Origin of the sequence: Rhizorhabdus histidinilytica (assembly GCF_900167915.1) — a bacterium.
Classification (GTDB): domain Bacteria; phylum Pseudomonadota; class Alphaproteobacteria; order Sphingomonadales; family Sphingomonadaceae; genus Rhizorhabdus; species Rhizorhabdus histidinilytica.
In genome coordinates this window covers 383,756-396,083 of sequence record NZ_FUYM01000004.1, presented here as the reverse complement: position 1 = coordinate 396,083, position 12,328 = coordinate 383,756, and the positions used below count along the sequence as shown (strand labels likewise).

Annotated in this window: 9 protein-coding genes; 7 read left to right on the top strand and 2 right to left on the bottom strand. The window is 65.7% G+C overall.

Features of this window, described 5'->3' with window-relative positions; translation table 11 throughout:
- Window positions 1-125 precede the first annotated feature (125 nt).
- From B5X82_RS11315 to B5X82_RS11305, 3 genes are all read left to right on the top strand, one after another.
- Window positions 126-2,402, top strand: coding sequence for a TonB-dependent receptor (locus B5X82_RS11315; RefSeq protein ID WP_079648259.1), 2,277 nt, complete (start codon window positions 126-128; stop codon window positions 2,400-2,402).
- A gap of 140 nt (window positions 2,403-2,542) precedes the next feature.
- Window positions 2,543-3,226: a cysteine hydrolase family protein gene (locus B5X82_RS11310; protein ID WP_079648258.1), complete on the top strand. Its 684-nt coding sequence runs from the start codon at window positions 2,543-2,545 to the stop codon at window positions 3,224-3,226.
- A gap of 119 nt (window positions 3,227-3,345) precedes the next feature.
- Window positions 3,346-4,275 (top strand): LysR substrate-binding domain-containing protein, encoded by a 930-nt coding sequence (locus B5X82_RS11305; RefSeq protein WP_079648257.1) that lies wholly within the window; start codon window positions 3,346-3,348, stop codon window positions 4,273-4,275.
- 1 nt (window position 4,276) lies between these two features.
- Here B5X82_RS11305 and B5X82_RS11300 read toward each other — a convergent pair whose 3' ends face one another.
- Together B5X82_RS11300 and B5X82_RS11295 are read right to left on the bottom strand one after the other, a co-directional pair.
- Window positions 4,277-5,893, bottom strand: a complete 1,617-nt coding sequence (locus tag B5X82_RS11300; protein WP_079648256.1) for a GMC family oxidoreductase — start codon at window positions 5,891-5,893, stop codon at window positions 4,277-4,279.
- A 4-nt stretch (window positions 5,894-5,897) separates the two neighbouring features.
- Window positions 5,898-6,986: an aromatic ring-hydroxylating dioxygenase subunit alpha gene (locus tag B5X82_RS11295; protein WP_079648255.1), complete on the bottom strand. Its 1,089-nt coding sequence runs from the start codon at window positions 6,984-6,986 to the stop codon at window positions 5,898-5,900.
- Between the two features lie 437 nt (window positions 6,987-7,423).
- On the opposite strand from B5X82_RS11295, the gene B5X82_RS11290 reads away from it, so the two are divergent.
- From B5X82_RS11290 to B5X82_RS11275, 4 genes are read left to right on the top strand one after another with little or no spacing between them, the layout of a single operon-like run.
- A complete protein-coding gene (locus B5X82_RS11290; RefSeq protein WP_079648254.1) occupies window positions 7,424-8,218 on the top strand; it encodes an NAD(P)-dependent oxidoreductase in 795 nt (264 codons plus the stop codon).
- A 23-nt stretch (window positions 8,219-8,241) separates the two neighbouring features.
- On the top strand, window positions 8,242-9,504 hold the full coding sequence (locus B5X82_RS11285) for an aromatic ring-hydroxylating oxygenase subunit alpha (RefSeq protein WP_235862665.1): 1,263 nt from the start codon (window positions 8,242-8,244) through the stop codon (window positions 9,502-9,504).
- Window positions 9,501-10,064, top strand: coding sequence for an aromatic-ring-hydroxylating dioxygenase subunit beta (locus B5X82_RS11280; RefSeq protein WP_079648252.1), 564 nt, complete (start codon window positions 9,501-9,503; stop codon window positions 10,062-10,064). The genes B5X82_RS11285 and B5X82_RS11280 overlap by 4 nt, the downstream gene beginning before the upstream one ends.
- A gap of 41 nt (window positions 10,065-10,105) precedes the next feature.
- Window positions 10,106-12,325 (top strand): TonB-dependent receptor, encoded by a 2,220-nt coding sequence (locus tag B5X82_RS11275; protein ID WP_079648251.1) that lies wholly within the window; start codon window positions 10,106-10,108, stop codon window positions 12,323-12,325.
- Window positions 12,326-12,328: the final 3 nt, after the last annotated feature.

Below are 12,328 nucleotides of genomic sequence, written 5' to 3'. Positions count from 1 at the left end.
TGGAATGTTACCGACTTAGCGAACATGTAATTCTTTCTGGCAAGCGAGATGCTCGGAGGAGATCGTCAAAAAGACGGTCCGGGCAGTGGCTAGCTTTTGCCTTATTTAGGGGAGGATTCGAGATCATGACTAGCATAAGAGCGCTTCTTCATGCGTCGGCCCTGTCGGCGAGCCTGCTCGTCGCGGCCGGCGCCGTCCAGGCGCAGCAGGCGGCACCGGCCGCGACGGCGGACGATGCCGGCACCACCGGCCTTCAGGACATCATCGTCACCGCCGAGCGGCGCAGCAGCAGCGCGCAGCGGACGCCGGTCGCCGTCACGGCGCTGAGCGCCGATACGCTGGTCGCGGCCCAGGTGCGCACGCTGACCGACATGCAGCAGCTCGTGCCGGCCTTCAAGATGGGTGAGAATGACGGCTATGCCCAGCTTACCATCCGCGGCATCGGCAGCTCGGGCTTCGTGCCGACCGCCGAGGGCGCGGTCGCGGTCAACCTGAACGACGTCTATGTCTCGCGCCCGATCGCGCAGCTCGCCGGCATGTACGACATCGCCTCGGTCGAGGTGCTGAAGGGGCCGCAGGGCACGCTCTACGGCCGCAACGCCACCGCCGGCTCGGTCAACATGTCGACCGCGCGGCCGACCAACGAATGGTCGGGCTTCGGCCGCGTGCTGGTCGGCAATTATCGCGCGCTCAACGTCGAGGGCGCGGTCGGCGGCGCGCTGGTCGAGGACCGCATCCTCGTCCGTGTCGCCGGCTTCATGGACAAGCATGACGGCTACGGCAAGAATCTGGTCACCGGCAACGACGTCAGCGACAAGGACGCCTGGGGCGTCCGCGCCACGGTGGTGGTCAAGCCGACCGAAAACCTGACCGGCACCCTGATCTACGAGCATTACAAGCAGAGCGACAATGGCGCGGCGCTGCACTATTTCGGCGCGGCCGGCCTGACCGGGCTCCCCGGCGCGCTCGGCACGCCGCCGGTCTTCCAGCAGCTCGGCGGCTATGCGGCCTCCGACGTCCAGGACATCGCGGCGCCGCGCGATTCCAAGTTCCGCCTGCGCATCGACGCGGTCACCGGCATCCTCGAATGGAACCTGGGCGACTTCCAGCTCAAGTCGATCACGGGCTATCGCGACCAGAATTCGCTGACGATCACCCCGCTGGGCGGCGGCAGCACCGTCGACGCCTTCTTCATCGCCGGCGAGCCCGCGCACCAGTTCAGCCAGGAGGTGCAGCTCAACTACACCTCGGACCGGCTGAAGGCGACCGCCGGCCTGTTCTACTTCCGCGAGAAGGACGCCTCGATCCCGGGTTCCTCGCCGTTCCCGCGCTCGGTGCTCAACGCCTTCTTCGGCGTTCCCGACGATGGCACCCCCGACTATCTGGTCGACTTCGTCGAGGTGGGCGGCACGATCAAGACGCGCGCCAAGGCGGCCTTCGCCCAGGCGACCTATGAGGTGGTCGACAATCTGTCGCTCACCGCCGGCATCCGCGTCAGCAACGAGCGCAAACAAGCCTTCCTGATCAACGGTTTCAGCCTGACGCAGCCCTATATCGCCAATTCGCCCACCACCAACGACACCCCGCTGCCGCCGGTGACGGTGCAGCCGCGCGTCTCGTTCAATTCGACGACGCCCCGTCTCGGAATCCAGTATCAGGTCGATCCGCGGACGATGATCTATGCGTCCTATTCGAAGGGCTTCAAGTCGGGCGGCTACGACGTCACCACGGTGGCGCCGGCGTTCGAGCCGGAGAAGCTGACCGCCTATGAGGTCGGCATCAAGACGACCCTGGCCAACAACCGGCTGCGCTTCAACGCCGCGGGCTTCTATTACGACTATACCAACCTGCAGGTGCTGCAGGTCGTAGGCCCTGCGGTCGTCACCACCAACGCCGCGACGGCGCGGGTCTATGGTGTGGAGGCCCAGATCGATGCGATCGTCAGCGACCAGTTCAAGCTGGAGGCCTCGGGCTCCTACCTCAACACCAAGTATAAGAACTATGTCGGCCCCGACGGCGCCCGCCCGCTGCTGGCCACGGTCGATTTCAGCGGCAACCATCTGAACAACGCGCCAGAGTTCCAGGCCTATCTGGCCGGCACCTACACATGGGAGCTGGGCGACGGCGAGATCGCGGCCCGCGTCGATGGCGAATATTCGACCCGCTATTATTTCACGCCGGCCAATCTGAAGCTGCTGAGCCAGAAGCCGTTCGCCAAGGTCAACGCCTCGCTGACCTACAAGGCGCCGAGCAACTGGCAGGTCACCGCCTTCGTGAAGAACATCACCGATATCGACACCAAGACGAGCGGCGTGGTGAACACCCCGATCCTCGGCACGCCAGCCCAGGGCGCGGTCGCGCCGCCCCGGACCTTCGGCCTGGAGGCCCGCTACAGCTTCTGAGCTGGCTTCGTGCTGGCGCCGCCCGTGCCGGGCGGGCGGCGCGCAATAGGTCCTGGCTATGGTGCTCATCCAAGCCGGCGATTTGATCGCAATCCGGGCCCACCCTATGGCCGGTACCGCCGCAGCAGGAGGGAAGGGGCATGCACGCGATCAGCATCGATCAGGATATCCGGGCCCGGCTGATCGCGATGCGGGGCACCCATCGCGGCTTGTTGGACACGATCGATCCGAAGCGGACGGCGCATCTGGTCATCGACATGCAGAACGGCTTCACCCTGCCGGGCGCGATCGTCGAGATTCCGGTGGCGCGCGAGATCATTCCCGCGATCAACGCCATCTCACGGGCGGTGCGCGACGCGGGCGGGCTGAACGTCTTCGTCCAGTTCCTCGCGACCGAGGAGAGCAGCAAGGGTTGGACGACCTGGTTCGACCGCTTCATCCCGACCGACCGGCGGGACGCGATGCTGGAGACGTTCGGGCCCGACCGTCCGGGCTTCGCGCTCCACGCGGATATCGACGTCGCGCCGTCCGACATCAAGGTCAGCAAGACCCGCTTCGGCGCGTTCGTACAGGGAACGAGCGAGCTGCACGATCGGCTTCGGGAGCGCGGGATCGATACCCTGATCATCACCGGGACGGCGACCAACGTCTGCTGTGAATCGACCGCGCGCGACGCGATGCAGCTCGACTACAAGGTGATCGTGGTCGCCGATGCGACCGCGGCCCTGAGCGATGCCGAGCACAACCACGCGCTCAACGGCCTCGCCTGCTATTTCTCGGACATCGTCTCCGCCGAGGAGGTCGTCGACGCACTCTCGGCCTGAGCCTTCCTTCTCAGCGGCGGAAACCGGCGTGTCGCCCGGGCCGATTTTGGTTGCCCATCAACCGGGCCACGGGCCAATGTGCGAAAAAATGGTCGGTCCGGCTGGAAGGATTATCGGGGATGCATCTGAGGGGACTCGATCTCAACCTGCTGATCGCGCTCGATGCCCTTTTCACGGAGAAGAACGTCACCCGCGCGGCCGAGCGGATCAACATCTCCCAGCCGGGGATGAGCGCCGCGCTGCAAAAGCTGCGCTGGCATTTTTCCGATCCGCTGCTGGAGCGGGTGGGACGCCGGATGGAGCTGACGGTCCGTGGACGGGCGCTCGCCGATCCGGTGCGGGAGATATTGATCAAGGTCCGCGACCTGACCGACAAGCCCGAGGAGTTCGACCCCGCAACGGCGCGACGGGTGTTCCGGATCGGTGCGACCACCTTCTGCAGCGACATCCTCGCGGCGCCGCTGCTGTGCCGGATCGAACGGATCTCGCCCAATATCAGTGTCCAGTTCGAGGATCTCGCGACGGACACGGTCCATCGCCTGATCGACGGCCAACTCGATTTCGCGATCACCATCTCGGCGCGGATACTGTCCGACGAGGTCAATCTGGACAGCTCGCTGTCCTCGCTCGACCTGTTCACCGATGAGTTCGTGCTGGTGACGTCGCGGCAGAACAGCCGTGTCGGCGACACCGTGACCTTCGACCAGCTCTGCGAGCTGCCCTATATCGAGACCCGGTTCGGCAACGTGATCGCCGGCATCAGCGAACAGATGTGGCGGCAGCAGCCGAAGCAGCCTCAGATCCGCGCCTGGCTTCCCAATTTCCAGCTCACCCTGGACACGGTGAGCCACACCGATATGGTGGCGATCGTCCCCCTCCACCTCGCCCAGCTCCACGGTGACCGCTACAATGTGCGGACGCTGCCCGTGCCGGTGGAGATGCCGACCATCGAGGAACGGCTGTTCTGGCATCAGCGCAACGACCAGGACCCGGGCCATGCGTGGTTCAAGGGCCTGCTCCAGGAGACGGTGCAGGGCTTCCTCTCTTGAGTTAGCCCGCCCGTCCCACCATCAGGTCGACGCCGCGATCAGCGGCCGCCATGACGACCGCATTGGTGTTGGCCGACACGATATTGGGCATCATCGACGCGTCGAACACGCGCAGGCCGTCGATGCCGCGGACCCGGAGATCGGGAGTCAGCACCGCCATCGGATCGCCGTCCTTCCCCGCGCGGCAGGTGCCGACCGGATGATAGGCGCTCTCGGCCGTCTCGCGGACATAGCGTTCGAGCGCCTCGTCCGACTGGACGAGCGGGCCGGGCGCCCGCTCCTCCGCGATGATCGAGGCGAGCGGCTCGCTGTCCGCGATCTGCCGCAGGTAGCGCAGGCCCTTGACCAGCAGGTCAGCGTCGGCCTGCTCGCTCAGCCAGTTGAGGTCGACGATCGGATCGTCGAACGGATCGGACGAACGGAGCCGCACGCTGCCGCGCGAGCGCGGCTGGGTCAGGCTGGCCATCAGCGTCACTCCGTGCGTCACCGGCCCGGAACGCGCGGAAGGCCACATGATCCCCAGGCAGTAGAGCTGGGTGTCGGCGGCGCCGTCGGGCGCGTCGAGACTGGCGAAGCCGATGCACTCCGCACCGTTCGACGACACCGGTCCATCCTTGAAAAGCAGGTAGCGCAGGCCGTTGACGATCATCCGGAAACCGCGGTCCTGGCCGAAATAGCCGAACGCGCCGTCGGTCGCCGTGGTGAGGCGGACGACGACATGGTCCTGGAGATTCTGCCCCACGCCGGGCAGGTCGACGATGGGATCGATGCCGTGGGAGCGGAGATGCTCCGCATCGCCGATCCCGGACAGCATCAGCAGCTTGGGCGTGGCGAGCGCCCCGGCGGTCAGGATCACCTGCCGGCTCGCGGCGGCGAAGCAGGACCGGCCCTTATGACGATATTCGACGCCGACCGCGCGGCCGTCCTCCACCCTGACGCAGGTCGCGACGGCATGGGTCGCGATCGTCAGGCGGGGATCGCCGCGGCAAGGGGCGAGGAAGGCGTCGGCCGCGCTGCACCGCCTTGGTCCGTCCATCGTCGTCTGCAGATAACCGACGCCGACCAGCTTGCCGGCGTTGAAATCGTGGCGGAAGGAGAGGCCGCGCTTCTGCATCGTCCGCAGGAAGTAGCTCGTCGCGCTGACCTTGTAGTGCGGATCGGAAACCTTGAGCGGGCCGTCGCTGCCGTGGCTTTCGTCGTCGAGGCGGACATTCCCCTCCTGCCGCCGGAAATGGGGCAGCATGTCCGCCCAGGACCATCCGCCGCCGATCGCCTGGTCCCAGCGGGCATAATCCTCCTCGCAGCCTCGCATATAGGCCATGACGTTCACGGAGCTGCCGCCGCCGATGACGTTGCCTTGCGGGATCGGGACGATGCGCCCGGCGAGGTGCGGCTGGGGGCTGGACTGGTAGGATTTGATGTGCGGGCTTCCGCCGAGCATCATCTTGAACGTGCCCGCCGGCATCCGGATCAGCGGATCGTCGTCGTCGCCGCCCGCTTCGAGCAGCAGCACGCGCGCGCCCTGTTCCCGGACGAGCCGGCCGGCGGTCACGCAGCCCGAGCTCCCGCCGCCGACGACGATATAGTCGTAGCTGCCCTCGCTGCCCCCCTTGTCCATCGGCTCAGGCTTCGGACGCGCGCAGCGCCGGCCCGGCCGTCGCCGCGGACCCGGCTTGCGCCATGCCGCGGACCATCCGGCGCCAGCGCAGCGCGGCTTCGTCGGCGCGGACGCTGATCTCGATCGCGGCCGGGTCGCCCTCGGCGATGCGGTCCTCGATCAGCTCTAGCGCGACGATGTCCTGGTTCATCGCCTGACGGAAGATCGTCGTCATGCCGTCGGTGTCGCGCAGCGGATAGGAGGCGATCGAGGCCCACCACTGGTAGCAGAGCTTGCCGTTGGCCGGCGTCACCGGAAGTTCCGAGATCAGCTCGTGCGGCGGCGCGTCGGGCCGGTCGGGGAAGGTGAAGCGGGTGATCACGACGTTCCGCGACGGGGCGTGGCCCTCACAGATCACGGCGCGGACGGCGCGCTGGTCGCGCGGCAGGCTGAAGCTCTGGGCCGTCATCTCGTTGGGGAGCTGCGGCTGGGTCTCGCGCGTCAGCCGGATGAACCGCTCGTCCGCTTCCACCTTCTGCGGCGAATTGGCGAGCTCGCCGTCGTCGAACATTCCTTCGTGCAGGAAGGTCGGGTGGGTGCTGTCGAGCAGATTCTCCTGCAGCTTCAGGAAGTGGCATTTCACCGACGCCTGGAAATGCACGAAGCTGTCATAGCCGGGCCGCGCATAATCGGGCGGCAGCAGCGCAGGGTCGGCCAGCTCGGGATCGCCCGGCCAGAGCCACACCCACAGGCCATGCTCGACCACCGGATAGGGCCTGATCCGCATCGTTCCGGGCACGACGCCCTGCGACGGGATGTGCGCGCAGCGGCCATCGGGGCCGAATTCGAAGCCGTGATAGGCGCAGCGCAGCCGGTCCCCGATCAGCCAGCCCTGCGACAACGGCATGAGCCGGTGCGGGCAGCGATCGGGCAGGGCGGCGACCTCGCCGGCCTCGGTGCGATACAGGACGATCGAGCGGCCGAGGATCTGGCGCGATAGCGGAGCGCGGCCGACCTCCTCGCGCGAGGCCGCCACCCACCATTGGTTGAGCGGCGCATCCTCGAGCCCCGGCGCGACGAACGGCGCGGACGCGTCCTTTGCGGGTGCATTCATCTTCGACCCCTCCCTCATGCTCTTGCGGAGCCGTCCATGCCGCCACGGGCGCCGGATCGTCCCCATTTTGAACAAGCATATGGAGCCGGGAAGTTGAAATCGATGGTGGTGATACCCTGCATCCCAACAATCTATTTCTCGCCGCCCGCTTCCGGGGCGAGGAAAGATGCAAGAAATCGAGACGAGGGGATACATCTTGTTGATGAGCGATGAAGAACTCCCCGCAAGCCGGGGGCGTCTTTTCATCGATGACGAGATCCGACTTGGACATGCCGTGCGGTGACGATGTCGCCGCAGCTTCCGAACCAACAATAACCGAGTAGCTATCATGACCATCAATGGCATTGCCGCTCTGCGCCCCGGTGCGGAGAGCGTGGCCGAAGACGCGCGCTTCCTGCCGGGTTCCGGACTTCGCCTGCGGAAGGCGGGGCGCTGACATGCGGATCGGGTTCATCGGCCTTGGCGTGCAGGGTCTGCCGCTGGCACTCAACCTCCTCGACGGCGGGCACGAGCTGAGCGGCTTCGACGTCCGGCCCGAGCCGCTCGACGCGCTGCGCGAGCGGGGCGGCACGGTTGCGGCCTCGCCGGCCGAGCTGGGCGCGGTGTGCGAGGTCGTCATGATCTGCGTCGTCTCCGACCAGCAGGTGCGCGACGTGCTCACCGGCGAGGACGGCGTGCTGGCGTCGCCCCGGCCCGGCCTAATCGTCGTGCTCCACAGCTCGGTGAGCACCGATACGATCGCGGAGGCGGCCGGAGCGACACGCGAGCGGGGCGTCGTGCTGGTCGACGCGCCGGTCAGCGGCGGGGCGCAGGGTGCGCGGACGCGCACCATGTCGTTCATGGTCGGCGGCGAGGAGGAGGCGCTCGATCGCTGCCAGCCGCTGTTCGAGCTGTCCGGCCCCAATATCCTGCGGACCGGTCCGACGGGGACGGCGACCCTCGCCAAGCTTGCGCATCAGGTCGCGATCATCGGCAACATCATGGCGATGGCCGAGGCGGTCCGGCTGGGGACGGCCGGCGGGTTGAGCGCGGAGATGGTGAAGCGGGCCGTCGCGGGCGGGCTGGCGCGGAGCTGGATCGCCGAGACCTGGGGGGAGATCAAGATGGCTCCGCACGCCCTCCCGCTCTACGCCAAGGACCTGGAGAATAGCCTGCGCTTCGCGAAGCAGATCGGCATTTCGCTGCCGGGCGCGGAGCTCATGAAGCTCGAGTTGCCCAATATTGTGCCCTAGATCGGAAAAAGACGATGAGAAGCATGACTGATTTTGTCGATACCACCAACAACAAGGTCGGCCGGGCGATATTTCACGACGAGGAGATTTACCGGCAGGAACTGGAGAGAGTATTCCGGAAATGCTGGCTCCTGATCGGGCATGAGAGCCAGATTCCTGAGATCGGTGACTTCTTCCTGACGCGGATGGGCGAGGATCAGGTGATCCTGTCGCGCGGCCGGGACGGAAAGCCGCACGCCTTCCTCAACACCTGTCGGCACAAGGGCATGCGCGTCTGCCGCTATGACGAAGGCAATACCAAGCGCTTCTACTGCCCTTATCATGGCTGGTCATACGATCTGAACGGCGACCTCCAGGGCGTTCCCGAGCGCCAGGGCAGCTATCCCGCCAGCTTCGATCGCAAGGAATGGGGGCTGATCCAGGTGGCGAGGATCGCCAGTTTCCGGGGGACGATCTGGGCGACGTGGAATCCGGAAGCCCCCGATTTCGAGGACTATCTGGGCGATGTCAAGGAATCGCTCTGGTACGGGCTCGGCGCGTGGGACGGCGGCGACGGTGAGATCGAGGTGCTGGGCGGCGTCCAGAAATGGAACGTGCCGTGCAACTGGAAATTCGTCTCGGAGAATTCCGGCGGCGATCCGCTCCACAACATCAGCCACCAGTCGACCGACCTCGCCCGCATCGGCCCGCGCAGCGGCGTCGGCCGGCGCGATCCACTCGGTGAGCTGTTCCTCACCTATACGCCGAACGGCCATGGCCTGATCTACGAGAAGATCGACATCACCCAGCCGCGCGGCCATTATTCGATGTCGAAGATCACCTCCGAATATTTCGAGGATTGCTGGCGCCGCCGGCTCGACCGGCTGGGCGAGAAGGCCGGATCGCCGCTGGTGCTCGGCAATATCTTCCCGAACGCGGGTTTCCATGTCCAGCAACCCCGGGTGTTGCTGATGGCCCATCCCAACGGGCCGCGCGCCTCGCAGGCGTGGCGGATGTACTTCGTCGACAAGGACGCTCCCGACGAGGCCAAGGATTTCCTGCGCCGCTACTATGTCTCCTATAGCGGCCCCGGCGGCATGACCGAGCAGGACGACATGGAGAATTGGGGCTACGCCTCCGAAGGCGCGGCCGTCCACGCCGCCCAGGACGCGCCGTTCAGCTATGTCGCCGACACCGGCAACTTCGCGGATCCCTACATCCCGGGACCGGTCAGCAAGTTCTGGCTGACCGAGCACAACAATATGGGCTTCTACCGGCGCTGGGCCGAACTCATGGCGGCGGAATGATGGACGTCGAGACACCGGAGGCAGGCGTGGGCGAGTATAATGTCGACAGGATCGTTCGGATCAAGGCGATAGAGGATTTCCTCTACGCGGAAGCGGACGCGATAGATGCGCGGCAGTTCGAGGACTGGCTCGACTTCTTCTCCGAAGACATTCGCTATTGGGTGCCCATTCGGAAGAACCTGCCCTTCTCCGAGCGCTTCAACGATATGACCGGGCCGCGGGAGATCGCCTGGATCGACGACAATCGCGCGACGCTCGAAGCGCGGGTGGGGCAGGTGCTGACCAAGATCCATTGGGCCGAGGAGCCGCTGTCGCGGGTCACCCATATGGTGACGAACATCCGGGTCGAGGAACTGGGTGACGATGAGGTCGGCGCGACCTCCACGGTGAGGAGCAAGATATTGGTCCACCGCTCCCGCATGGATGACGCCGGGGAAATAATCATTGGGCGCAGAGAGGACAAGATCCGCCAGACGGAGCGCGGATTTGAGATTTTCTGGCGCAAGATCATCATTGATCAGGCGACGTTGAACGCGAAGAATCTTTCGTTTTTCTTGTAGATTTCTGCGTGTCGGCAAGAAGAATATCTGGGGAGGGTATCATGAAAAGATCTGCTGTGAATAAATGGCTGTTGCTCGCCGGCGTGGCCCTGAGCGCGGGAAGCGCCCAGGCCGAGCAGGCCGCTTCCGAAACGGTCCGGGCGGCCGACGATGGTGCGTCGGGCGGCACGACCGGCGATATCGTGGTGACGGCGCTGCGCCGTGAAACCACCTTGCAGAAGACGCCGGCGGCGGTGGCCGCCATCTCCGGCGAGGACCTGCAGGCCCGCGGCATTTCCGACATTCAGGACCTCGCCACCGCGGTGCCGAGCGTGTCATTCGGCCAGACGATCGGGCAGGCGCATATCGCGGTGCGCGGCATCGGCTCGGACGTCGTCACCGCCGGACAGGACCCGCGCGTCGCCTTCTACCAGGACGGCGTGTACATCGCCCGGCCGGGCGCGCAGCTCGGCGGGATGTTCGACGTCGATCGCGTCGAGGTCCTTAAGGGGCCGCAGGGCACGCTCTACGGCCGCAACGCCACCGGCGGCGCGGTCAGCGTGGTCAGCCGCAAGCCGACCGACACGCTGGAGGGTTATGTCCGTGCCGGCTACGGGAACTATGATGCCGTCACGCTCGACGGCGCCATATCGGGACCGATCGCGGAGACGCTCACCGCGCGGATCGCCGGGCATTACGAGCATCGCGACGGCTATGGCCGGAACCTGGTCACGGGCCACGACATCGACAACAAGCGCGAGATCGCGCTGCGCGGGGCGATCGCCTGGCGGCCGAGCGAAAGGCTCGAGCTGCTGACCACGATCGATTATTTCCGCGAGTCCGACAACGCGTTCGGCCTCCATTATTTCGACCAGGGCAACCCCAATGTGCAGGTGCTGGGGCTCAAGCTGGGCGGCCTCGCCGCGCGCAACAGCCGCAACATCTACAGCGACGTCGACCCGAAGGCGCGGACCCGGTCCTGGGGGATCACCGAGGAGATCAACTTCGACGCCGATTGGGCGAAGCTCCGGTCGATCACCTCCTACCGCAAGTTCAAGGGCTTCTACCTGACCGACATCGACGGGACCAGCGTACAGCTCGCCTATGACAAGCTGTTCGAGAATGCGAAGCAGTTCAGCCAGGAAGTGCAGCTCGACGGCGAGGTCGATCGCTTCGCCTGGCTGGTCGGCGCCCTCTACTTCCATGAGAAGAACGACGGGGCCGGTTCGGAGATTCCGATCAACTCGGTGGTGGCCGGCGGCCCCTTCAGCCTGCGCCAGGCCTTCCTGTCGATCGGCGACCTCAAGACCGAGTCCTTCTCGGCCTATGCGCGGGCCTCCTTCGACGTGACCGACTGGTTCAAGCTGACCGCCGGCGGCCGCTACAACTGGGAGAAGAAGAGCATCTCCGACGTCTTCCAGTTCGATTTCTCGCGGCCCTATGTGCCGGGCGCGCCGATCATCCCGATCCCGCCCTTTCCGCGATCGACCAGCGACAGCTTCTCGGGCTTCACGCCGAGCGCGACCGCCGAGCTGCGCCTGAACCCTTCGATCTTCGCCTATTTCACCTATAGCCAGGGCTTCAAGAGCGGCGGCTACAATATCGGCGTCGCCCAGGCCGCCTTCCGACCCGAGAAGATCAAGAGCTACGAAGCCGGCGTGAAGACCACGACCTTCGGAGGACGGCTGAAGGCCAATCTGATCGGCTTCCACTATAACTACACCAACCTTCAGGTATCGCAGGTCCGCGGCCAGAGCACGCTTGTCGAGAATGCGGCGGCGGCGAAGGTCGACGGGATCGAGGCGGAGCTGATCGCCGAACCCGTCCGTGGCTTCAGCTTCGGCGGAAACCTGTCCTATCTCGATGCCAAATATAAGGACTTCCTGAGCATCGACCCGATCAACGTCGCGGCCGGCCCTCAGGACCTGTCGGGCAACCGGCTGACCCAGGCGCCGAAAATCTCCTATGCGCTGTTCGCGCAGGGGAAATGGAATATCGGGGACTACACGCTGACGCTGCGCGGCGATTACAATCGCATCGGGCTCCAATATTTCACGCCCTTCAACAACCCCATCGTCGCGCAGGATGCCTATGGGGTGGGTTCGGCGCTGGCGCGGATCGAAAGCGCGGGGGGCTGGTCGGTCGAGGCCTATGTCCGCAACATCGGCAACACCAAGGCGATTGCCCAGACCTATGTATCGTCGGGGATGTTCGGCTTCCCCGTCCTCGGGGCGCTCATTCCCCCGCGCACCTACGGCCTGACGCTCGGCTATAAGCTCTAGGAG